General features: G+C 58.7%; 21 protein-coding genes, 2 tRNA genes and 1 pseudogene. 11 read left to right on the top strand and 13 right to left on the bottom strand.

The genetic code is table 11. The features are described from left to right. Nucleotides 1-136 precede the first annotated feature (136 nt). Nucleotides 137-493, top strand: a complete 357-nt coding sequence (locus tag G5193_RS13675; protein ID WP_201972991.1) for an MliC family protein — start codon at nucleotides 137-139, stop codon at nucleotides 491-493. 56 nt (nucleotides 494-549) lie between these two features. On the opposite strand, the gene G5193_RS13670 is transcribed toward G5193_RS13675, so the two are convergent. The 4 genes from G5193_RS13670 to nrdD all read right to left on the bottom strand — a co-directional run bounded on the left by G5193_RS13670 (nucleotide 550) and on the right by nrdD (nucleotide 4,082). Continuing rightward, nucleotides 550-942 carry a TonB family protein gene (locus G5193_RS13670; RefSeq protein ID WP_108542479.1) on the bottom strand — a complete coding sequence of 131 codons (393 nt, stop codon included), beginning with the start codon at nucleotides 940-942 and terminating at the stop codon, nucleotides 550-552. A gap of 177 nt (nucleotides 943-1,119) precedes the next feature. Then, nucleotides 1,120-1,290 carry a YqaE/Pmp3 family membrane protein gene (locus G5193_RS13665; protein WP_005338440.1) on the bottom strand — a complete coding sequence of 57 codons (171 nt, stop codon included), beginning with the start codon at nucleotides 1,288-1,290 and terminating at the stop codon, nucleotides 1,120-1,122. A 64-nt stretch (nucleotides 1,291-1,354) separates the two neighbouring features. Beyond that, nucleotides 1,355-1,864 carry an anaerobic ribonucleoside-triphosphate reductase-activating protein gene (gene nrdG / locus G5193_RS13660; protein WP_421206197.1) on the bottom strand — a complete coding sequence of 170 codons (510 nt, stop codon included), beginning with the start codon at nucleotides 1,862-1,864 and terminating at the stop codon, nucleotides 1,355-1,357. A 100-nt stretch (nucleotides 1,865-1,964) separates the two neighbouring features. Continuing rightward, the gene (gene nrdD, locus G5193_RS13655; RefSeq protein ID WP_374995061.1) at nucleotides 1,965-4,082 is read right to left on the bottom strand and encodes an anaerobic ribonucleoside-triphosphate reductase; all 2,118 of its coding nucleotides are present in this window, start codon (nucleotides 4,080-4,082) and stop codon (nucleotides 1,965-1,967) included. A gap of 445 nt (nucleotides 4,083-4,527) precedes the next feature. On the opposite strand from nrdD, the gene G5193_RS13650 reads away from it, so the two are divergent. Continuing rightward, nucleotides 4,528-5,502, top strand: coding sequence for an ABC transporter substrate-binding protein (locus G5193_RS13650; protein ID WP_216951845.1), 975 nt, complete (start codon nucleotides 4,528-4,530; stop codon nucleotides 5,500-5,502). Nucleotides 5,503-5,575: 73 nt separating this feature from the next. On the opposite strand, the gene G5193_RS13645 is transcribed toward G5193_RS13650, so the two are convergent. The 3 genes from G5193_RS13645 to G5193_RS13635 all read right to left on the bottom strand — a co-directional run bounded on the left by G5193_RS13645 (nucleotide 5,576) and on the right by G5193_RS13635 (nucleotide 7,669). After that, complete coding sequence (locus G5193_RS13645) at nucleotides 5,576-6,127, bottom strand: hemerythrin domain-containing protein (protein ID WP_216951846.1); 552 nt, start codon at nucleotides 6,125-6,127, stop codon at nucleotides 5,576-5,578. A 72-nt stretch (nucleotides 6,128-6,199) separates the two neighbouring features. Continuing rightward, on the bottom strand, nucleotides 6,200-6,877 hold the full coding sequence (gene ung, locus G5193_RS13640; RefSeq protein ID WP_266134094.1) for a uracil-DNA glycosylase: 678 nt from the start codon (nucleotides 6,875-6,877) through the stop codon (nucleotides 6,200-6,202). Between the two features lie 69 nt (nucleotides 6,878-6,946). Beyond that, complete coding sequence (locus G5193_RS13635; RefSeq protein ID WP_421206196.1) at nucleotides 6,947-7,669, bottom strand: substrate-binding periplasmic protein; 723 nt, start codon at nucleotides 7,667-7,669, stop codon at nucleotides 6,947-6,949. 384 nt (nucleotides 7,670-8,053) lie between these two features. Between G5193_RS13635 and grcA the strand changes: the two genes are divergently transcribed. Then, the gene (grcA, locus tag G5193_RS13630; RefSeq protein WP_216951849.1) at nucleotides 8,054-8,434 is read left to right on the top strand and encodes an autonomous glycyl radical cofactor GrcA; all 381 of its coding nucleotides are present in this window, start codon (nucleotides 8,054-8,056) and stop codon (nucleotides 8,432-8,434) included. Between the two features lie 144 nt (nucleotides 8,435-8,578). Here the strand turns inward: grcA and kdsA are convergent, their stop codons facing one another. From kdsA to hemA, 6 genes are all read right to left on the bottom strand, one after another. Then, complete coding sequence (gene kdsA / locus G5193_RS13625) at nucleotides 8,579-9,433, bottom strand: 3-deoxy-8-phosphooctulonate synthase (RefSeq protein ID WP_216951850.1); 855 nt, start codon at nucleotides 9,431-9,433, stop codon at nucleotides 8,579-8,581. A gap of 268 nt (nucleotides 9,434-9,701) precedes the next feature. Next, nucleotides 9,702-10,502 carry a SirB1 family protein gene (locus G5193_RS13620; protein ID WP_005362204.1) on the bottom strand — a complete coding sequence of 267 codons (801 nt, stop codon included), beginning with the start codon at nucleotides 10,500-10,502 and terminating at the stop codon, nucleotides 9,702-9,704. Nucleotides 10,503-10,514: 12 nt separating this feature from the next. After that, nucleotides 10,515-10,898 (bottom strand): SirB2 family protein, encoded by a 384-nt coding sequence (locus tag G5193_RS13615; RefSeq protein ID WP_005362206.1) that lies wholly within the window; start codon nucleotides 10,896-10,898, stop codon nucleotides 10,515-10,517. Nucleotides 10,899-10,954: 56 nt separating this feature from the next. Beyond that, on the bottom strand, nucleotides 10,955-11,806 hold the full coding sequence (prmC, locus tag G5193_RS13610) for a peptide chain release factor N(5)-glutamine methyltransferase (RefSeq protein WP_108542064.1): 852 nt from the start codon (nucleotides 11,804-11,806) through the stop codon (nucleotides 10,955-10,957). A 61-nt stretch (nucleotides 11,807-11,867) separates the two neighbouring features. Continuing rightward, nucleotides 11,868-12,956 (bottom strand): peptide chain release factor 1, encoded by a 1,089-nt coding sequence (gene prfA, locus G5193_RS13605; RefSeq protein ID WP_005353897.1) that lies wholly within the window; start codon nucleotides 12,954-12,956, stop codon nucleotides 11,868-11,870. A 51-nt stretch (nucleotides 12,957-13,007) separates the two neighbouring features. Next, entirely contained in the window at nucleotides 13,008-14,267 is a 1,260-nt protein-coding gene (hemA, locus tag G5193_RS13600; RefSeq protein ID WP_335830514.1) for a glutamyl-tRNA reductase, read from the bottom strand. Nucleotides 14,268-14,393: 126 nt separating this feature from the next. Here hemA and lolB point away from each other — a divergent pair, with 126 nt between their 5' ends. From lolB to G5193_RS13560, 8 genes and pseudogenes are all read left to right on the top strand, one after another. Beyond that, entirely contained in the window at nucleotides 14,394-14,972 is a 579-nt protein-coding gene (lolB, locus tag G5193_RS13595) for a lipoprotein insertase outer membrane protein LolB (RefSeq protein ID WP_005353907.1), read from the top strand. Then, a pseudogene (gene ispE, locus G5193_RS13590) lies at nucleotides 14,972-15,842 on the top strand (4-(cytidine 5'-diphospho)-2-C-methyl-D-erythritol kinase). Before lolB ends, ispE begins: the two are co-directional and overlap by 1 nt. Then, nucleotides 15,822-15,896 (top strand) — tRNA-Gln (locus tag G5193_RS13585). Before ispE ends, G5193_RS13585 begins: the two are co-directional and overlap by 21 nt. Nucleotides 15,897-16,091: 195 nt before the next feature. Further along, the gene (locus G5193_RS13580) at nucleotides 16,092-17,039 is read left to right on the top strand and encodes a ribose-phosphate pyrophosphokinase (RefSeq protein WP_005343846.1); all 948 of its coding nucleotides are present in this window, start codon (nucleotides 16,092-16,094) and stop codon (nucleotides 17,037-17,039) included. A gap of 116 nt (nucleotides 17,040-17,155) precedes the next feature. Further along, nucleotides 17,156-19,144, top strand: coding sequence for a bifunctional metallophosphatase/5'-nucleotidase (locus tag G5193_RS13575; RefSeq protein ID WP_421206195.1), 1,989 nt, complete (start codon nucleotides 17,156-17,158; stop codon nucleotides 19,142-19,144). A gap of 218 nt (nucleotides 19,145-19,362) precedes the next feature. After that, a complete protein-coding gene (pth, locus tag G5193_RS13570; RefSeq protein ID WP_005334960.1) occupies nucleotides 19,363-19,959 on the top strand; it encodes an aminoacyl-tRNA hydrolase in 597 nt (198 codons plus the stop codon). A gap of 116 nt (nucleotides 19,960-20,075) precedes the next feature. Next, entirely contained in the window at nucleotides 20,076-21,167 is a 1,092-nt protein-coding gene (gene ychF, locus G5193_RS13565; protein ID WP_005353921.1) for a redox-regulated ATPase YchF, read from the top strand. A 234-nt stretch (nucleotides 21,168-21,401) separates the two neighbouring features. Beyond that, nucleotides 21,402-21,478 (top strand) — tRNA-Met (locus G5193_RS13560).

Genomic DNA, 21,478 nt, shown 5'->3' with positions numbered 1-21,478 from the left:
CTTGCTGATAGCGGCATCCCCCTCATACTCGCGCGGTATGCCGGACAGCCAGCGACGCACCGAATGGCCCCGCTGATTGCACAATAACGGCAACCTGTTAGGCTCACGCCCGTATGACACCAATGGAGCTGTAATCATGAATAAAGCACATATGATGGCCGCTGGTGCGCTGGCCCTCGGCCTGCTCGCTGGCTGCAATCAGGGCAATACCCTCTCAGTCACTGGTGGCGAACCGGTCAGTTACCAGTGCGAGCAGGGCAAGAAGGTACAGGTGCGCTACTTCTCCCTCTCAGACGAGAGCCTCAACTTTATCAAGCTATCACTGCCGAACGGCAAGGATTACACCCTGCCCCAGGCCATTTCGGCCTCCGGCGCCCGCTATACGGACGAACATGAGGCCGTCTGGTGGAACAAGGGGGATGAGGGCTTTGTCGAGCTTCGGGATCAGGATGGCGAGTGGCAGACCGCCTACAACGACTGCAAACAGCAATAAACGTGACCCCGGCCTGGCTGGGGTCTCTCTTTCTCTGGCATCAGAGTGATGGGGGATCAGTTGATCTCGATCTCGAAGCGGTTGGTCACCTCGACCGGAATGGCATCCGGGTTGCCCTCTGCAGGGCTGTAGCGGATCCGCGAGAGGGTCGCCAGCGCACTCTGCTCCAGCTCGCCGGGGGGCTCGGCCGCTACCACTTCCGGCTTGACCGGCGTGCCGCTGGCGTCGATTTGATAGCGAACTTCCACATACCCCTTGACCGGTTTGGCTGGCAGGGCTGGCTCGTCATTACCAAGCCATGACCACTGCTTCTCCTGAACCCAGTAGCTGGACAACTGCTCGAGAGAGATAGCGATCGGAGCGCGCTCGTGCGCTACCTCCTGACGGGATGAGCACCCCAGCAACAGTGTCACTGCCAGACCTGACCATACTGCGACTTTCCACTTCATGTAACGCTCCTTGTTCTCTGCCGGTACTTATTGCCGGACTGCAGGCCGCTCAACACGCGCCCTTTTGGTCAGTCACCCATCCTAACGAAAAAGTATTCGTATGAACATGAACAAAAGGGCCCCCCCCGAGAGGTTGGCCCTTTTATCGTCAATAAGCTCACTAACCATCCGCTGGCATCAGCCGCGCTTGTCGCTCACCACCAGCCAGAGCGCATGGACCATGCCCGGCAGACCGCCCATCAGGGTCAGCACTATGTTGATTAAAAAGTGCAGGCTAAAGCCCACTTGGATAAACGCGCACACCGGGGGCAGGAAAATGGCCAGCAGGATCTTGAGCAGATTGTTCATCTCGGCTCTCCTCTTCATGAATGTCGTCAGGATTGGAATGGGCTAACCATAAACATCCCGGGCTTCAACTGCAAACCAGACAGGGAACTAGCTCACCCGCATCACGCCAGGCGTTGAGGTCGTGGATCTGCTGATTGCTGCTGCCACGCCAGAGCAGGCCGGGGTCTGCCAACTCCTTTTCATACTTGCCATCCACCAGCACATCCAGCAAGGCCACCAGCTCGCGCTGGGCCTCTGACAGTTCGCCGAGCAGATAACCGGTCCAGCACCAGATATCCTTGCCCGGACACTCGGCGCGCACCCGTTTCACCAGCGCCAGCACGTGGGGCACGTTGGCCGGGTGGAGCGGATCGCCGCCAGAGAGCGACAGACCTCGCCGTTTGATGCGGCTGTCGTTGAGATCCGCAATGACGCGATCGCTCATCGCCTCATCGAACGGCTTGCCGCCATCGAGCCGCCAGGTGCTCTGGTTGTAGCAACCCGGGCACTGGTGCTCACAACCGGAGACAAACAGGGTGGCACGGGTGCCGGGGCCATTAATCACATCGACCGGGTAGTATTGGTGGTAGTGCATCGCTTTTTTCCTGCCTCGTTCACGGGAAGGCGGCATGGTTGCCGCCCTCCAATGAAAATGGCCCCTTGAGTCAGGGGCCAGCTCTTCATCGCCTGTGCGCTTACATATGTTTGACGCGGCGCTTCACCTCTTCCTGCTTGCCCGCATTGAAGGGGCGCGCATCCGGGCTGCCGAGGTAGCCGCAGACACGGCGGGTCACCGACACCTTGGCCGGGTCGTGGTTGCCGCAGCGCGGGCAAGTAAAGCCCTTGGAGGTACATTCGAACTCACCGGTGAAGCCGCAGTCGTAGCACTCGTCGATGGGAGTGTTGGTACCGTAGTAGGGCACCTTGTCATAGCTGTAGTCCCAGACGTTCTCCAGCGCTTCCAGATTGTGCTGGATGTTGGGGTACTCGCCGTAGCAGATGAAGCCACCGCTGGCGATGGGCGGATAGGGCGCCTCGAAGTCCAGCTTGTCGTACGGGTTGACCTGCTTCTCCACATCAAGGTGGAAGCTGTTGGTGTAGTAACCCTTGTCGGTCACGCCGGATACCACGCCAAACTCCTTGGCATCGATGCGGCAGAAACGGGTGCAGAGGTTCTCGCTCGGGGTGGAGTAGAGGCTGAAGCCGTAGCCAGTCTCCTCTTTCCACTCATCGATGGCCGCCCTGAGACGGGCGATGATAGCGATGGCTTTCTGTTGCAGCTCGGCGCTGTCAAACAGGTGCACCTTGTCACCAAACAGGGCGTTGATGGTCTCGTGAACCCCGATATAACCGAGGGAAATGGAGGCACGACCGTTCTTGAAGATCTCGCTGACGTTGTCGTCCGCCTTGAGGCGCACGCCGCAAGCCCCTTCCATATAGAGGATCGGTGCAACCCGTGCTTTCACCCCGTCCAGACGGGTGATGCGGTACATCAGCGCCTTCTTGGCGACCCGCAGGGAGGCATCGAGACGATCCCAGAAGTCCGCTTCGTCACGGGATTTCAGCGCAATGCGCGGCAGGTTGAGGCTCACCACCCCCAGGTTGTTGCGACCTTCGTGGATCAGCTCGCCATTCTCCTCGTAGGCGCCGAGGAAGGATCGGCAACCCATGGGAGTCTTGAAGGAGCCGGTCACCTTGACCACCTGGTCGTAGTTGAGGATGTCCGGATACATCCGCTTGGAGGCACACTCCAGCGCCAGCTGCTTGATGTCGTAGTTGGGATCGCCCTGCTTGTGGTTGAGGCCATCCTTGATGGCGAACACCAGTTTCGGGAACACGGCGGTCTTCTTGTTCTTGCCAAGGCCAGCGATGCGGTTCCTGAGGATGGCGCGCTGGATCATCCGCGACTCCCAGCTGTCCCCCAGACCAAAGCCGAAGGTGACGAACGGGGTCTGACCGTTGGCGGTGTGCAGGGTGTTGACCTCGTACTCCAGCGACTGGAAGGCGTCGTAGCACTCTTTCTCGGTGCGGGCCATGGCATAGGCTTCCACATCGGCAATGCCCCACTCTTCGGCCACTTCACGGTGCTTCTGCCAGCTGATGGTCACATAGGGGGCCAGCACTTCATCGATGCGGTTGATGGTGGTGCCACCATAGATGTGGCTCGCCACCTGGGCGATGATCTGGGCGGTCACGGCCGTGGCGGTGCTGATGGATTTCGGGGTATCGATCTCCGCATTGCCCATCTTGAAGCCGTGGGTCAGCATCCCTTTCAGATCGATCAACATGCAGTTGAACATCGGGAAGAAAGGTGAGTAATCGAGATCGTGGAAGTGCAGATCACCGCTCTCGTGGGCCTGAACCACATCACGGGGCAGCATGTGGCTGGTGGCATAGTGCTTGGCGACAATACCGGCCAGCAGGTCGCGCTGGGTCGGGATCACCTTGGAGTCTTTGTTGGCGTTTTCGTTGAGCAGGGCGGCGTTGGTCTGCTCGACCAGACCACGGATCTCCTGCGCCAGACGGCCGCGCGCCTCGCGAGCCTGATCCCTGTCGTGGCGATATTCGATATAGGCACGGGCGATGGCCTTGTCGTCGGAAGCCATCAGGTGGTTTTCGACCCGGTTCTGGATCTCGTGGATATCAACTTCACCACGCCCTTCCAGCTCCTGACTCACTGCATTGGCAATGCGGGAGGCGAGTGCCGGATTGGCCTGATTGACCGCTTCCGCCGCTCGGCTGACCGCATCGCGAATCAGCTGGGCATTGAATGGTGCGCGACATCCGTCACGTTTGATCACAACCGGTTTCATGGATTTTCCCCGTTAAAAGGCCAGGCATTTGCCTCTGGCTCACCCTTGTTGGGCCCCCCTCCCGGCATCTCGTCCTGGACGCAAATAAATTCAGCCGAGGCTTGACAAGCCTGGGCTGAAGATAGGAGGGGAACAGCTTATACACAGCTTGATAACACAACATATAGGGATTAAAAACGAATGCGTCCCTATATGTGGTGTCTATTAGGCACCAAAGCGCAGCCTCATTTCTTGATCCAGAACAGGTTTTTCAGCGAGCGGGACAGTTCACGACCAACCAAAAAAAGACTCAATAAAACCCGATCCCAAGCAGAGTGCGGGCTGGCGTCCGATCCGCTCAACCGAAAAAAAATCGCGCCCTGCCATACCGGTTTCGAGATGACAGTAACGGCAAACACTGCCCATACTGAGCATGCATACACTATCACTCGACAGGGGCCTTCCCATGCGCACCTCCCTGCTGTTGCTACTGCTCTCCACCCTCTCCCTGCCGCTCTGGGCCGCAAACATTCTGGTGATCAGCAGCTACCATCCCGAATACCTTTGGGACCAGAGCTACAACGAAGGTTTGCGCAAAGGGTTGCAGGGGGAGCACAAGATCTCTCACTTCTATATGGACACCAAACGCCATCCACGGGAGGCGTTCGACGACATCGCTCAACGGGCTATCGCTTTTTATCTCAAGAGCAAACCGGATCTGGTGGTGCTGGGGGATGACAATGCCATCAACTATCTGGCCAACGAGATCGCCTCGCTGGGTACTCCCGTTGTTTTTCTCGGCATGAACGAAAACCCCCGCCTCAAGGGCTTTGTCGGCCACCCCAAGATCACCGGGGTGCTGGAACGCCCCCTGCTCAAGCGCAACATCAGCGAAATAAGTCAGATGATGGGAGGGCTTGACAAGGCGCTGGTACTGTTTGATTCCAGCAATGTGGCCCTCACCGCTATCGAGGATGAATTCAAGACCCAGACCGAATTGCGAGTCGGCCAGACCCGGGTCAACAGCCAGCTGATGGGGGATTACAGCCTCTGGCAGGAGGCGGTGCTCAACGCCAAGAAGAATGGCTATCAGGCAATCTTCCTCGGCCTCTACCACACGCTGGTCGACGATAATGGCAAGCATGTGAGCGAACAGACGGTGCTGGAGTGGACCAGCGCCAACACACCGGTTCCTCTCTTCTGTTTCTGGGAGTTTGCCGTCGGCAAGGGGATGGCCATCGGCGGGCTGGTACTGGACGGCCACGATCAGGGGTTGCAGGCAGCGTCCCTTATCAACACCATACTGGCGGGCACCCTGCCCCGTACTATCTCCCCGCGAGCGGCCCTGCGCGGCGAATATGTCTTCAGCAAGAGCGAGCTGGCCCGCTGGCAGCTCACTGTGCCCGACAAATGGCACAACAAGATCATGTGGCGTGAGTAACAATAAGTAACCCGGCACATTGGCCGGGTAACACCTGCACAGTCAGATGACTGATGACCGAAAGCCGCGTGCGTCAGCTGGCAGCAAAAGGCAGGGAGAGGCGCTTGGCAAGCGCCTGGAAGTGCTGGCTGATCTCGGCACCAAACAGAGGATCACCGATAGCTCGGTTCTGCCAGTTTTGCTCCAGATGACGCCAGTCATCCTCGGTCAGGGAGTCACGCAGATGGGGGAAGATCACCCCCTCTTCGTAGTTCATGTGTGCCTCTTGCAGCTCCACGAAGCGCTCCAGCTTGGCGGTGAACTGATCGAGCGGGATCACCGCATCCATCAGGATCATCTCCACCATCTCCTTGAGCTCGGTCCCTGCCTCCAGCAACTTGAGATGCTCTTCATGCAAGCGGTTCGCGACATCCCCCTCCACCACCCGGTATTTCAGGTAGTAGTCATAGACAAGATCTTCCTTGGGGTGGTGATACTTGTCAGAGACCTCCCGCAGATAATCGATGACATCGCGCACCAGAAAATAGCTGATGGGTTGCTCGGCACGAATGGCGGCCAGCTTCTGCTTCAGCAGATCCAGCAGTCGGGCGATATTGAGGTGATCCTTGTGCAGACTCGATAACATGGGCACTCCTTGGCGCTGAAATAAAATGTTACTTTCCTGAGTATACGGTCATTTGTCGCCCGAACTTTGCACTCAATCAAGTGGTTGGCAGACAGATTGCCATTCGATCGGGCTTTTACCCTGCAATTCCAGCAGGCGGTTGGTCTCGGAAAAGTGGCCGCAACCGATAAAACCACGGTGGGCAGAAAGGGGGCTGGGATGGGGCGCCGTCAACACGTGGTGGCGTTGCCGGTCGATAAAACGCCCTTTCTTCTGGGCATGGGAGCCCCACAACAGAAATACCACCCCCTGACAACTGGCATTGATCTGCTCAATGACCCGATCGGTGAAGGTTTCCCACCCCAGATGGGCATGAGAGTGTGCCTGACCGGCCTGCACTGTCAGCACTGTGTTGAGCAGCAGAACCCCCTGTCTGGCCCAGGACTCCAGAAAACCGTGATTGGGTGTGACGAAACCAGGCAGATCCCGCTGCATCTCCTTATAGATGTTGACCAGTGAGGGAGGCGTACGCACGCCGGGCAGAACGGAGAAGCAGAGCCCGTGCGCCTGATTGGGGCCGTGGTAGGGATCCTGCCCGAGGATCACCACCTTGACCTGATCCAGTTCGGTCAGTTTGAAAGCATTGAACACATCGGCCGCGGGGGGGTAGATCACCTTGCCCGCTTCCCGCTCTGCCCTGACGGTCGCCAGCGTACACTTGAAATAGTCCTGCTCTTTTTCAGAGCCAATCACATCACTCCAGGTCAGCACCCCGGCCTCCTCACTTGATACGGCGAAGGAGTCAGGATAGGGGGGCAGCCCGCAAGACGCAACCGTGACTCACACTTTCCAGAGCCTGGCGAGCCGGCCGGAGCGCTCCAGTTTGTGCAGACCGGCGTTAAACAGCAACATCAAGCGGCGGGCATCGGGATCGGCCTTGCGCATCAGCAGATAGCCCGGCTGGGACCAGATGGGATCGGGGGCACCACTCAATGCTGCCGCTTGGGGATGACGAGAGAGAACCTGCTGAAACAGAACCTGTGCCACCTGTTCATCCATGACCAGATAACGAATGCGTCCGGTGAGCAGTTTCTCCATGCTCTCCTCATCGGAGTCGGACCACTCAAGAGACAGCTCGGATTGCCTTGCTGCAAACCCTTCACCATAAAAATAGCCACGGGTAACCCCGACAGGCTCGTTTTTCAGCTCACCCAAACTGACCAATGGCGAACCATTAAGTGCAAGCAGACGGGTCGTAAATTTGCCCAGCGATGCAGAGAGATAGAAGTGCTGCTCGCGCTCGCGAGAGCGAAACCAGGGCATGGTAATCATATAACGCCCTTCAAGAGTCAGGCTGTATGCCTCAGACCAGGGGTAGAAATGAAAGCTGACATCGACCCCCTGCTCGGCAAAGGCCTCACGTACCACCTGACAGAGAAACCCCTGATTGGGCAGCGACTCACTGATATAAGGCGGCCATTCGCCCACCGCTATGCGTACTGTTTCGGCCCGGACCACAGCTGTGATTGCCCAGCAACAGAACAGGGCCAACCATCCCCACATTCGCCACCTGATATTCACCCGACACTCTCCTTGCTTTCTGCTGAGTGTAGCCAACTCCTCAATCCACCACAGAAAAGCCGAAAAAGATGTAGTTAAATTACTAGATTAAAAAGGTAAAAGATGCATAATTTTGATATCTTACAAAATCAGAAAAATGACCTATTTTTGATTAAACTCAAGAATTCAATCCCATTTAAATGGCGCTTTATTAATTTTTATTGATCTAGATCAATTTTAGTAATATTACCAACATGGTATATATGACCCCATCAAAGCAAAGGTGTAAGGCAAGGGCCCTTTAAGCCACCGCAATTAACGGTAGCTTAAATACATCAGGGTAATTTCCTTACAGTTGGATTCGCGTTCCCATTGAGGAGTCATACCATGATCAAAGGCATTCAAATCACCCAGGCTGCCAACACCGCCCTGCTGAACTCTTTCTGGCTGCTGGACGAAGAGAAGCAACAGGCTCGCTGCATCTGTGTCAAAGGCGATGCCTTTGCTGCCGATCAGGAAGTCGCACTCTCTGATCTGGGTCAGTTCGAATACCGCGAACTGCCTGTTCAGGCCGAACCGGCTGTTGAAGGTGGTCAGCACCTGAACGTCAACGTGCTGCGTCGCGAAACCCTGGAAGATGCTATCGCGAATCCGGAGAAGTACCCGCAGCTGACCATCCGCGTATCTGGCTACGCAGTGCGTTTCAACGCCCTGACCCCGGAACAGCAGCGTGACGTGGTTACCCGTACTTTCACCCAGAGCCTGTAATCAGCGTCCTGCAGTGAACCGCTGATACTTGCTGTATCAGCACAAAAAACGGCCTGTCGGCCGTTTTTTTATACGTGCTTTCACTGGGCAAGCGCAAAAAACAAGGCCTCGCATTGCGAGGCCTTGTGATAAGTGCTTGTCCCATCAAGCAGAGGTATCCAGGGGCTCAAAACCCTTGATCAGGTCATCGATGGCCTTCATCTGTTTGAGGAAGCCTTCCAGCTTGTCGAGCGGCAGGGCGCTCGGGCCATCACAGCGGGCAATTTTCGGATCCGGGTGGGATTCGATAAAGAGACCGGCCAGACCGACCGCCATGCCGGCGCGCGCCAGCTCGGTCACTTGCTCGCGACGGCCACCGGAGGCGGCACCCAGCGGATCACGGCACTGCAGGGAGTGGGTTACGTCGAAGATAACCGGATAGCCACCAGTGCTCTTTTTCATGACGCCCAGACCCAGCATGTCCACTACCAGGTTGTCGTAACCGAAGTTGGCACCGCGCTCGCAGAGGATCAGCTGATCGTTGCCGCACTCCTCAAACTTGTCGGTGATGTTCTTCATCTGGCTTGGGCTCAGGAACTGCGGCTTCTTGATGTTGATGACGTTGCCGGTGCGGGCCATGGCTTCCACCAGATCAGTTTGGCGCGCCAGGAAAGCGGGCAGCTGGATAACGTCAACCACCTCGGCGACCGGCTTGGCCTGATGGGGTTCGTGCAGATCAGAGATGACCGGCATGCCGAAGGTCGCTTTCAGCTCCTGGAAAATCTTCATCCCCTCTTCCAGACCCGGACCGCGGTAGGAGTGGATGGAGGAGCGGTTGGCCTTGTCCCAGCTCGCCTTGAAGACAAACGGGATGCCCAGCTTGCTGGTCACTTCCACGTACTTCTCGCACACCGCCATCGCCATGTCGCGGGATTCCAGCACGTTCATGCCGCCAAACAGCACGAACGGTTTGTCGTTGGCAACGTCGATCTGGTTGATCTTGATATTCTTCTGTTCCATCTAAGACTTCCTTAATGAAGGGGCCTGAAGCCAAGTTACTCCGTTGCAGCCGAGCGCTGCGGCCTTGATATTCTTCTGTTTCAACTCCAAGACATCCTTAATAAAAGGGCCTGAAGCCAAGTTACTCCGTTGCAGCCGAGCGCTGCGGCCTTGATATTCTTCTGTTTCAACTCCAAGACATCCTTAATAAAAGGGCCTGAAGCCAAGTTACTCCGTTGCAGCCGAGCGCAGCGGCCTTGATATTCTTCTGTTTAGTCTCAAGCCGCCCTTAATGGAGGGGCTTGGGGCTCAGGTCCAGCGCGGCCAGCTGCACTTTCAGCACATCGGCCACCGGATCGTCCGGGCATTGTTCAATAAAATATTCAAAATCGTCGGCGGCCTGGCGCGGGCAATCGAGCTGCTCGTAGATAAAGCCGCGATCCCGCGTCTCCAGCGGATCGCCGGGCTTCATCCGCAACAACAGCTCGCTGCAACGCAGCGCCTCGGGCATGCGATCTTCCCGCAGCAGGGCACCCTTGCTGACGTTGAGCAGCCGTTCGATGATCTCCCACTGGCCGGAGGGCTGCAGGTAGTCGGGGGTCAGGGTTGCCAAGTCCCCCAACGCACCGCGCAGCAGCAGCTCGATGCGGGCCAGACTCAGCTCGTCGCCGGTGAAGGGGTCGACATAGACCTCCCCCTCGCCGCCAGCAAAGCTCACCAGGAAGTGGCCGGGGAAGCAGATCCCCTCTACATCGAGCCCGAGCTTGCGCCCCAGCTGGATAATGAGAATGCCGAGACTGACCGGGATCCCCTTGCGCTGCACCAGCACCTGATTGAGGTCACAGTTGTTGGCAGAAAAATAGTCCTGCCAGTCGCCATGAAAACCGAGGCTGTGGTAGAAGCCCTGCAGCAACTGTTGGCGCACCTCGTCGCAAGTGCCCTCTTCAATCTGCTCGTCCAGCCACTCGTCCAGCAGGTTCAACTCGCGGATCCCCTCCTCGACCGAGCCATAAATTTCGTCACTGACTGACAACGCCAGCTCGGTGATGTCGTGGGCTTCGAAATCGGTCCATTCGTCTATGTGTAACATTCTCTTCATGCCTTAGCCGAACACACTCGTCTGTTTGAGCACTGCCAACTTGGCAATAAAGTAGATCCAGCCGAGCGCCCCCAGAAAGGAGCACCAGCGCACCAGATTGCTTTTGGCAAGCCGCAGCGCCATCGCAGCCAGAAATACCAGCACCAGAATGGCCATCAGCTTCTCGCTGAGCCAGGGCGTTCCGTTATTGAGCGGGTTGAGATCCAGCACCATGCAGAGCAATACGCCGGAGAGCACCACCAGACCGTTGAGCCAGCCGCTGACCTTCATCACCGGCGCGCTATAGGCTCGGCCAGTGGCGGTCTGTACCCAGTAGAAGCGGAGCATAAACATCAGCACGGCCCCGGCAATCAGGGTGAGGTGCAGGTGTTTGAGCACAAAAATCATATTCAATCCTTGCATGGGGGCGCACAGGCAACCCGCCGAGTAACAGTGAGGAACCGTCAGCGCAGCGGGCAGAGGCCCAGCGTCACCCTGTCGTTATCCCCGTAATCACGCACCGTGGCTACCTCGCGGTAGCCGCCATCACGCAGCAACTGACGCACCGCCTCCCCCTGATCCCAACCATGCTCCAGCAGCAACCAGCCATCGGTCAGCAGATAAGCGGGGGCATGGGCCACGATGTGGCGGATATCGGCCAGCCCGGCGTCATCGGCAACCAGCGCCGAGCGGGGTTCAAAGCGCACGTCACCCTGCTCGAGATGGGGATCGGCGCCATCAATATAGGGGGGATTGGAGACAATCACCGCAAAACGTGGCGTATTGTCGCGATCCGGCTCGCCAAGGGGTTCGAACCAGCTGCCATCGCGCACCTCGATGGGTAACCCCAGCGCGGCGCTGTTCTCGCGGGCCAGCGCCGCGGCATCCGCCATCCGATCCACCGCCCACACATCGACCTCGGGCCGCTCGGACTTGAGCGCCAGCGCGATGGCGCCGGTGCCGGTGCCCAGATCCAGCACGGCGCAAGGACCTTGCGGGATTCTGGTCAGCGCCTGCTCGACCAGCACCTCGGTATCGGGGCGCGGGATCAGGGTCGCCGGGCTCACTTTCAGCGGCAGCGACCAGAACTCCCGCTCGCCCACCAGATGGGCGATGGGTTCGCCGTTGAGACGACGAGCCAGCCACCCCTGCAGGGTGGCCTGCTGGGCGGCATCCAGCTCACGCTCGGGCCAGGTCATCAGATAGCTGCGACGACACCCGAGCAGATGGCAGAGCAGTACATCGGCGTCGGCGCGGGGGGACTCCCCCTCAGCCAACACAGTCATGATATGGGCGCGGGCCTGCTGGATCTGCATCAGTGCCACTCCACCTTATGGGCAGAACACTTAATGCGAGCTTGCCGGATCACCATTTGCATTAGTTGTTCTCGGCCAGCGAGGCGAGCTGATCGGCCTGATACTCCTGCACCAGCGGTGTGATGACGCAGTCCAGATCCCCTTCCAAAATTTCGGAGAGGCGATAGAGGGTCAGGTTGATGCGGTGCTCGGAGAGGCGGCCCTGCGGGTAGTTGTAGGTACGAATGCGCTCGGAGCGATCGCCGGAGCCCACCAGATTGCGGCGGGTGCTCTGCTCGGCGGCGCGGTGGCGCTCATCCTCGGCCGCTTGCAGGCGGGCGGAGAGCACCGACATCGCCTTGGCGCGGTTCTTGTGCTGGGAGCGCTCGTCCTGACACTCCACCACCAGACCGGTCGGCAGGTGGGTGATGCGGATGGCCGAGTCGGTCTTGTTGACGTGCTGACCACCGGCACCGGAGGCGCGGAAGGTGTCGATCTTCAGATCAGAAGGGTTGATCTCGATCTGCTCGGCTTCCGGCACTTCCGGCAGCACGGCGACGGTACAGGCGGAGGTGTGCACGCGGCCCTGAGATTCGGTCTCCGGCACCCGTTGTACCCGGTGACCACCGGATTCAAACTTGAGACGGCCATAGACGCGCTCGCCGTCGATCTTGGCGATCACCTCCTTGTAGCCACCATATTCACCATCGTTGCAGCTGACGATGGAGACGCGCCAGCCCTGACGCTCGGCAAACCGTGAATACATGCGGAACAGGTCACCGGCAAAGATGGCCGCTTCGTCGCCACCGGCACCGGCGCGGATCTCCAGATAGCAGTTGTTGTCATCCTTGGGATCCTTGGGCAGCAACATCAGTTGCAGCTCCTGCTCCAACGCCTCCAGATTGGCCTTGGCGAGCGGCAGCTCCTCCTGCGCCATCTCGCGCAGGTCGGCATCGTCCTCCTCCAGCATCATCTGGGTGGTCTCAAGATCATCCTGAGCCTGACGGTAACGCTGGAAGGCGTGAACGATATCTTCCAGCTGGGCATATTCGCGGGTCAGGGCGCGGTAGCGATCCTGATCCGAGACCACGTCTGGCTCGCCGAGCATGGCCTGTACTTCTTCGTGGCGCTCGATGAGGCCTTCCAGCTTTCTGATCAGTGACGGATTCATAACTCTTGCATTCTCAATGGAGGACGGGACAACCGGCAGGTTGCCCGAAAATTATGGCTCTTGTGACAACCCCAGCGCCTGCCGCAAGCGGGAGAGCTCGCTCTGATCCCCCTGGGAGGCAGCCTGGCGCAACGCCTGGGTCGGCGCGTGGATCAATTTGTTGGTGAGGCGATGGGCCATCGCCTTGAGCGCCTGTTCGGCACTCTCGCCCTGTGCCAATGCCAGCAGGGCCCGTTGCAACTCTTCATCAGCCACTTGCTGTGACTGATGGCGGTAATCGCGAATGAGGTCGACCGAGCTCTGGCCGCGATACCAGCCCATAAACTCGTCGCGCTCTTCCTGCACGATCACTTCCGCCTGTGCGGCAGCCCGTTTACGGGTTTCGAGGTTCTGCTCGATGATCCCCTGCAAATCATCCACCGTGTAGAGATAGGCATCGGAGAGCTCATCAACTTCGGCTTCGATGTCGCGCGGCACGGCAATATCCACCAGAAACATGGGCTTGAAGCGGCGGGCCTTCAGCGCGCGCTCCACCATCCCCTTGCCGATGATGGGCAGTGGACTGGCGGTCGAGCTGATGACAATATCCGCCTCGTGCAGATAGTCGGGGATCTCTTCGAGCGTCATCACCTGAGCGCCGAATTCGGCCGCCAGGGTCTGGGCGCGCAGCAGGGTGCGGTTCGCCACCATCATCTTGGTCACGTTCTGCTCGCGCAGGTGACGGGCCACCAGTTCAATGGTCTCCCCCGCCCCGACCAGCAATACCTTGGTCTGGGAGAGATCGGAGAAGATCCGCCGACCCAGACTGACGGCGGCAAAGGCCACCGACACGGCACTGGCGCCAATCTCGGTATCGGTACGCACTCTTTTCGCCACCGAGAAGGATTTCTGGAACAGCCGCTCCAGCGCCCCCTTCACCGACTCCGCCTGCTGGGCGTGAGCGTAGGATTGCTTGATCTGCCCCAGGATCTGCGGCTCCCCCAGCACCAGCGAGTCGAGCCCGCACGCCACCCGCATCAGGTGGCGCACCGCCTCTTCATCGTGATGCTGATAGATGGCAGTGACCAGTTCGGCAGCGTCCAGCCCGTGGAACTGCTGCAGCCAGCGCAGCACTTGCTCCTGCCGCTCCTCCTCCAGATTGCAATAGAGTTCGGTCCGGTTGCAGGTGGAGACGATCACCGCCTCGCTGACACCGGGTTGGCTCACCAGCTCACGCAAGGCGCGATCGATGCAGTCCGGGCCAAAGGCGACCCGTTCCCGCAAGGCGACACTGGCGGTGTTGTGGTTGATTCCGAGGGCAAGCAAACTCATGAGTGGGCGACAATCATTTCATACGCTGGGTGCAAAGGCTGCCAATTGTACGAGAAAGGGTAAGTCTTTAAAAGCAATACGGCCGCCCCGTATACTGTGGCAAATTCCTCTCTCTGGAGCCGTCTCTTGCTGCTACGTATTTTTACTCTCACCTGCCTGCTGTTGCTGGCCGGTTGTGCCACCACCCAGCCCCAGCGTGACCAGGTGAACTGGAACCAGGAGCGGACCCGTCTCGAGCAGCTGACCCACTGGCAGCTATCCGGCAAGATGGCCATCATCACGCCACAGCAAAAGGGCAGCGCCCGTCTCAACTGGCAGCAGGATGGGGAGGATTATCGCCTCAACCTCACCAGCCTGATCGGCACCAGCATTCTGGAGCTCTCCCGCAGCAAGGGGGAGATCACCCTGCTCGACAGCGACGGCAATCGCCACCAGAGCCAGGATGCCGAAGCGCTCATCTATCAACTGACCGGCTGGAATATTCCGGTTGCGGGATTACCGGAGTGGATCAAGGGGCTGCCGGGTCAGGCGGAGTTTGAACTCAACCCCGACAGCAGTCTGGCCAGCGTGCGCGACGGCCAGTGGCAGATCGTCTATGGCGATTATCGGGATCAGGATGGCTACCGCCTGCCACACCAGCTGACCATGACCGGCCAGAACAGCCGCCTCAAGCTTCAGATTAACCAATGGACTCTTGCACGTTAATGGCTTCCACTCGCTGGCCGGCACCGGCCAAACTCAACCTGTTTTTACACGTCAATGGCCGTCGTCCCGATGGCTATCACGAGCTGCAGACCCTGTTTATCTTCCTCAACCACAGCGACTGGCTCGAGTTTGAGGTGATACCGAATAGCGACACACTCACCCTGACGCCGGCCATTCCCGGGGTGCCGGATGAGCAGAATTTGATTATCCGGGCGGCACGCCTGCTGCAAGCAACCCTGCCGAGCCCGCAAGGTGCCCATATCCGGCTGGAAAAAGTGCTTCCCATGGGGGGCGGTATTGGCGGCGGTTCGTCCGATGCAGCAACCACGCTGGTGGCGCTTAACCACCTCTGGCAGGCGGGTTTGAGTGAAGATGAACTGGCAGCGCTTGGCGTCCAGCTGGGGGCCGATGTGCCGGTGTTTGTCCGTGGCAAGGCGGCCTTTGCCGAAGGCGTGGGCGAGCGGCTGCAACCGGTCGAACTGCCCGATGCCTGGTATCTGGTACTCAAGCCCGATTGCCATGTGGCGACCGCGGCCGTATTCCAGGATCCGGACCTGCCGAGAGCCACGCCGAAAATGTCGCTGGACAACCTGCTGGAAGGCGAGTGGAAAAACGATTGCGAATCACTGGTGAAAAAGCGCCACCCCGAGGTTGCCAATGCGCTCGGCTGGTTGCTAGAATACGCGCCGTCAAGAATGACGGGCACAGGAGCCTGCGTCTTTGCTCAATTTGAAGACGAAGTAACTGCTCGGGAAGTGTTGGCCTGCGTGCCGAAGGGACTTGATGGGTTTGTCGCCAAGGGCGAGAACATATCACCTCTCTTCTCCACATTGCAACAGTTCAAATGATTGGGGTATCGCCAAGCGGTAAGGCAGCGGGTTTTGATCTCGCCATTCCTAGGTTCGAATCCTAGTACCCCAGCCAATTTTACCGAACGGTATTGATGATGATTAACGTGGCCGGTTTTGCACTCGGCCACTGATTCGGGTTACCGGTATCATCACATTCATTGGGCAGCAGACACCTTGTACGTTATCTTGATAAATCGTTTGCCCCAAAACGATAGGGTCTGATTTCAGACTCCCCCACATACTGGATGCAACCCCGAGGTTTCAAACCGTGCCTGACATGAAGCTGTTTGCTGGTAACGCAACGCCGGAACTAGCCCAGAAGATCGCAGATCGCCTGTTTATCAAACTCGGCAATGCTGCCGTAGGTCGCTTTAGCGACGGCGAGATCAGCGTACAGATCAATGAGAATGTACGTGGTGGCGATATCTTCATCATTCAATCCACCTGTGCCCCGACCAACGACAATTTGATGGAATTGATCGTCATGGTGGATGCTCTGCGTCGTGCTTCAGCTGGCCGTATCACTGCCGTTATCCCCTACTTTGGTTATGCCCGTCAGGACCGCCGCGTCCGCTCCGCCCGTGTACCCATCACCGCCAAGGTTGTCGCTGACTTCCTCTCCAGCGTCGGTGTGGATCGCGTGCTGACCGTTGACCTGCATGCCGAGCAAATTCAAGGTTTCTTCGACGTTCCGGTAGACAACGTGTTCGGTAGCCCGGTGCTGCTGGAAGACATGAAGTCCAAGAACCTCGAGTCTCCTGTCGTTGTCTCCCCGGACATCGGTGGCGTCGTGCGTGCCCGCGCCATCGCCAAGCTGCTGGATGACACCGACATCGCCATCATCGACAAGCGCCGTCCCCGCCCGAACGTCTCCCAGGTCATGCACCTGATCGGTGACGTTGCAGGCCGCGACTGCATCATCGTTGATGACATGATCGACACCGGCGGCACCCTGTGCAAAGCCGCAGAGGCCCTGAAAGAGCGCGGTGCCAAGCGTGTATTCGCCTACGCTACCCACCCGGTCTTCTCCGGTTCCGCCGTCGAGAACATCAAGAACTCCGTGATCGATGAACTGATCATCACCGACTCCATCCCGCTCACTGCGGAGATGAAAGCGGTCGGCAAGGTCAAGCAGCTGACGCTGTCAACTGTACTGGCCGAAGCCATTCGTCGCATCAGCAACGAAGAGTCCATCTCTGCCATGTTCGAGCATTGATAGATTCAGCAATAACGAAAACCGCCATCAGGCGGTTTTCGTCTTTCTGGACCTTCTCTTTCCAACTTTCTGCTATCTGGTACGACCCTGCCCCAGGCAGGCTTAAGGATTTACCCATGAATTGCTTGCGTCCCCTCCTGCTCGCGACCCTCACCTCCGCCCTGTTCGCCTGTCAGCCCGCCAAAGAGAACCCGCCCTTTGTGCTGACCCTGGCTCACATGAACGACACCCACTCCCAGTTTGATCCGGTCAATGCCGAGATCAAAGGGCAGATCTTTGCCCAGCAGGGGGAGACGGACACCCTCTATACCCGCTTTGGCGGTTATCCACGCCTGCTGACCATGGCGAAAGCCTATCAGGCCGAGGCGCTGGCCAAGAACCAGCCCTTGCTGCTGCTGCACGGCGGCGATGCCTGGCAGGGCAGTGGCTACTTCAAACTGAACGAGGGGATGGCCAACGCCGAGTTGCTGAGCCAGTTCGGCCTCGATGCCATGGCACTGGGCAACCACGAGTTCGATCTGGATAACCAGAAGCTGGCCCGCTTCATCGAGGGGGTCAACTTCCCGGTGCTGGCCGCCAACCTCGACACCAAGGCCGATCCGGCCCTCAGCAAGGCTGACAACCTCAAGCCCTTCGTGGTCTACGCCTTTGACGGCAACCAGAAGAGCCCGGTCACCGATCTCGACAACCTGCCGCAAGGCAAACAGCTGGTCGCCGTCATCGGTCTGGTACTGGAAGACATGGGTAATATCGCCCCCAACGTCGGCAAGCTGCGCTTTGGCAAGGAGGTCGCCTCGGCTCAGGCCACGGTCGACATGCTGCAAGCCAAGGGGATCCACCAGATTGTGGCGCTCACCCACATCGGCAACGAGCGGGATCTGGCGCTGGCCGCCAAGGTAAACGGCCTCGATGCCATCGTCGGCGGCCACTCCCACAGCCTGCTCGGCGATTTTCGCAACATTGGCTGGGGCAAGACCGGCGATTACGCCAAGCTGGTGACCAATCCGGATGGCATCGGCAAGACCTGCGTGGTGCAGGCGGGCTCCTACGCCCAGGCCATCGGTCTGGCACAGGTGACCTTTGACAGCCAGGGTCAGGTGACAGACTGCCAGGGCCACAACAGCCTGCTGGCCAGCCGCGACTTCTTCGCCGATGCGGCGCGCAAGCAAGCGCTCGACGATGCCCGGAGCAAAGAGGCAAGCCAGTTTGTCGACAACCAACCCAATCTGGTCACCGTGGATGAAGATCCGCGCCTGCGCGGCATCATCGACAGCCACTACAAACCGGCGCTGGAGAAAGCCTACGGCCCGGTGATCGGTACCATCCCCGAGCAACTGCAAAATGCCCGTCGCCCCGGCGACAACGGCAGCGACAGCCACGGCTCAGATGTAGCGCCGCTGGTTGCCGAAGGGGAGTTCTACTGGGCCAATACTCCGGCTGTTCAGGCCCTGACCGGCGGCCCGGTCGACTTCGCTCTGGTGGCGGTGGGCGGCGTGCGCGCCGACCTGCCCGCTGGCGAATGGCGCGAGGGGGATAGTGCCCTCACCCTGCTGCCGTTCAAGAACCAGCTCGCGGTGCTAACCCTGACTGGCGCCGAGGTACGCGCCCTGCTGACCGAGACCATCACCGCCACCCTGCCCACCAGCGCCCATGCCGGCAAGTTCCCCTATGGCGGCCACCTGCGTTACACCTTCCAGGAGACCGACGCAGGCAAGGCGGGCACCCTGACCCAATTGCAGCACAAGACCGCAAGCGGCGAGTGGCAGGATCTGGTGGATAGCCAGCGCTATCGGGTGGTGATGAACGCCTACAGCGCCAACGGCAACGATGGCTGGCAGGCACTGGCCAATGCCCAGCGCCACCAGAGCGAGCGGGTCGATATCGCCAGCGTCAATGGCAAGTTGACCGCCTTCCCGGTGCTGAAGGTGGCACAAAACGGTGAACTGCTCGGCGCCGTCTATGCCCCGGGCCAGCCCCTCGATTGCAAAGCCAGCGGCGTGGATTGCGGCACCGATGCAGCCTCTTTCGTGGAGTATGTGCGCGATGCCCGTCCCACCCTGACCGCACTGGATGAAGAGACCGTCACCCTGCTGCGTGCCAAATAACGACGGTAGTCAACCGGGCATAATCCATCGGTAAACTGAAACGGGCCTCTTGCAAGAGGCCCGTTTGCCCACCATTAGCCACCCATTGGCCGCAATAATGCTGCAAATCCCGCCATAACATGCACATTGGTTGAGTGATCGCCACTCGGCGGCTAGAATATTGCGTCCTATTGCCCTGGGTAGTGTACCCACGGCAGCTGCGAGTGAAGACATCAAGCGTGACAAGCGAAATCAAACTGATCGTCGGACTGGGCAACCCCGGCCCGGAATATGCCAAGACCCGCCACAACGCGGGCGCCTGGTATGTGGAGCAACTGGCCCGCTGGCACAATGTCAGCCTGCGTGAAGAACCCAAGTTCTTCGGCCATACTGCCCGCATCCTGGTCGAGGGGCAGGATGTGCGGCTGCTCATCCCGAACACCTATATGAACCTCTCCGGCAAGGCGGTGGCCGCACTGGCGCGTTTTTATCAGATTGAGCCGGAAGCGATGCTGGTGGCCCATGACGAACTGGATCTGCCGCCGGGCATCGCCAAGTTCAAGCAAGGTGGTGGTCACGGTGGCCATAACGGCCTCAAGGACATCATCGCCAAGATGGGCAACAACAATAACTTCTTTCGGCTGCGCCTCGGGATCGGCCATCCCGGCAGCAAAGAGCAGGTGGCTGGCTTCGTCCTGACCAAGGCCCCCAGCAGTGAACAGAACCTGATCGACGCCGCGCTGGACGAGTCTCTGCGCGCCACCGACATCCTGTTCAAACAAGATATGACCAAGGCCATGAATCGCTTGCACAGCTTCAAGGCGGAAAAGGGTTAGGTCGGTTTGACCCTGTACGGGCATTGTGCCGGTACATGAGCAACGACCAGAACAAGCATGACATGGGCCGCCTGCGGGCGACCCCCAACAGCATCCATCAAGTAAGGTAACAATCCATGGGTTTTAAATGCGGTATCGTGGGCCTGCCCAATGTAGGCAAATCCACCCTGTTCAACGCGCTGACCAAGGCCGGTATCGAAGCCGCCAACTTCCCGTTCTGCACCATCGAGCCGAACACAGGTGTGGTGCCGATGCCGGACCCGCGCCTCGATCAGCTGGCTGCCATCATCAATCCGCAGCGCGTTGTGCCGACCACCATGGAATTCGTCGACATCGCCGGTCTGGTTGCCGGTGCCTCCAAGGGTGAAGGTCTGGGTAACCAGTTCCTGGCCAACATCCGTGAAACCGAAGCGATCGGCCACGTAGTGCGCTGCTTCGATGACGAGAACATCATTCACGTTGCCGGCAAGGTCTCTCCCGCTGACGATATCGAAGTGATCAACACCGAGCTGGCCCTGTCGGATCTGGACGCCTGCGAGCGCGCCATTCACCGTCAGTCCAAGCGCGCCAAAGGCGGCGACAAGGATGCCAAGCTGGAAGTGGAAGTGCTTGAGAAGATCAAGGTTGCGCTGGAAAACGGCCAGATGATCCGCGGCATGAAGCTGGATAAAGAAGAGCTGGCCGCCGTGAGCCACCTCAACTTCCTGACCCTGAAACCCACCATGTATATCGCCAACGTGGCGGAAGATGGCTTCGAGAACAATCCCTATCTGGACAAGGTGCGTGAAATCGCCGCCGCCGAGAACGCGGTCGTGGTCGTGGTCTGCTGCGCCATCGAAGCGGACATCGCCGAACTGGACGATGAAGATCGCGCCGAGTTCATGGCTGACCTTGGCATCGAAGAGCCGGGCCTGAACCGTGTTATCCGCTCAGGCTACCAGCTGCTCAACCTGCAGACCTACTTCACCGCCGGTGTGAAAGAGGTGCGCGCCTGGACTATTCCGGTCGGTGCCACTGCCCCGCAAGCGGCTGGCAAGATCCACACTGACTTTGAAAAAGGCTTTATTCGCGCCCAAACCATCGCCTTTGAAGACTTTATCAACTACAAGGGTGAGCAAGGCGCCAAGGAAGCGGGCAAGATGCGCGCTGAAGGGAAAGATTACATCGTCAAAGATGGCGATATCATGAACTTCCTGTTCAACGTCTAATCCCATGACAGGCCAGCATTTGCTGGCCTGTTTTTTATCTGCCATTGCCCGGGCAATCATGGCAATGTCTTAAAAAAAAGCAGATTGTTGGGCTTTTGCGCAACAGAGACCAATAACTGGTCAAACGCACTCAAATTGCGTTTTTCTGGCAAAAAAAGGGTTGACGCCCCAGAGCCAGATACGCATAATTCGGCCCGCACGGTGACGAGGTAACGACTCACCGGAAGCAAGGTTGGCTATGTAGCTCAGTTGGTTAGAGCATCGCACTCATAATGCGGGGGTCACAGGTTCGAATCCCGTCATAGCCACCA

It is taken from the genome of Aeromonas sp. 601027, from assembly GCF_049174455.1.
In the GTDB taxonomy this organism is placed as follows: domain Bacteria; phylum Pseudomonadota; class Gammaproteobacteria; order Enterobacterales; family Aeromonadaceae; genus Aeromonas; species Aeromonas veronii_A.
The sequence above is the reverse complement of the archived record's forward strand: the minus strand, read 5'-3'. Positions and strand labels throughout refer to the sequence as shown.

Bases quoted from the DNA above. Each gene is read 5' to 3' on its own strand.
- G5193_RS13665 (WP_005338440.1), bottom strand. From the start codon at position 1,290: ATGAACAATCTGCTCAAGATCCTGCTGGCCATTTTCCTGCCCCCGGTG.
- G5193_RS13675 (WP_201972991.1), top strand. From the start codon at position 137: ATGAATAAAGCACATATGATGGCCGCTGGTGCGCTGGCCCTCGGCCTG.
- G5193_RS13575 (WP_421206195.1), top strand. From the start codon at position 17,156: ATGAATTGCTTGCGTCCCCTCCTGCTCGCGACCCTCACCTCCGCCCTG.
- prmC (WP_108542064.1), bottom strand. From the start codon at position 11,806: ATGCAGATCCAGCAGGCCCGCGCCCATATCATGACTGTGTTGGCTGAG.
- kdsA (WP_216951850.1), bottom strand. From the start codon at position 9,433: ATGGAACAGAAGAATATCAAGATCAACCAGATCGACGTTGCCAACGAC.
- G5193_RS13670 (WP_108542479.1), bottom strand. From the start codon at position 942: ATGAAGTGGAAAGTCGCAGTATGGTCAGGTCTGGCAGTGACACTGTTG.
- nrdG (WP_421206197.1), bottom strand. From the start codon at position 1,864: ATGCACTACCACCAATACTACCCGGTCGATGTGATTAATGGCCCCGGC.
- hemA (WP_335830514.1), bottom strand. From the start codon at position 14,267: ATGAGTTTGCTTGCCCTCGGAATCAACCACAACACCGCCAGTGTCGCC.
- G5193_RS13615 (WP_005362206.1), bottom strand. From the start codon at position 10,898: ATGATTTTTGTGCTCAAACACCTGCACCTCACCCTGATTGCCGGGGCC.
- nrdD (WP_374995061.1), bottom strand. From the start codon at position 4,082: ATGAAACCGGTTGTGATCAAACGTGACGGATGTCGCGCACCATTCAAT.
- prfA (WP_005353897.1), bottom strand. From the start codon at position 12,956: ATGAATCCGTCACTGATCAGAAAGCTGGAAGGCCTCATCGAGCGCCAC.
- ychF (WP_005353921.1), top strand. From the start codon at position 20,076: ATGGGTTTTAAATGCGGTATCGTGGGCCTGCCCAATGTAGGCAAATCC.
- grcA (WP_216951849.1), top strand. From the start codon at position 8,054: ATGATCAAAGGCATTCAAATCACCCAGGCTGCCAACACCGCCCTGCTG.
- G5193_RS13645 (WP_216951846.1), bottom strand. From the start codon at position 6,127: ATGTTATCGAGTCTGCACAAGGATCACCTCAATATCGCCCGACTGCTG.
- G5193_RS13620 (WP_005362204.1), bottom strand. From the start codon at position 10,502: ATGTTACACATAGACGAATGGACCGATTTCGAAGCCCACGACATCACC.
- G5193_RS13650 (WP_216951845.1), top strand. From the start codon at position 4,528: ATGCGCACCTCCCTGCTGTTGCTACTGCTCTCCACCCTCTCCCTGCCG.
- G5193_RS13635 (WP_421206196.1), bottom strand. From the start codon at position 7,669: ATGTGGGGATGGTTGGCCCTGTTCTGTTGCTGGGCAATCACAGCTGTG.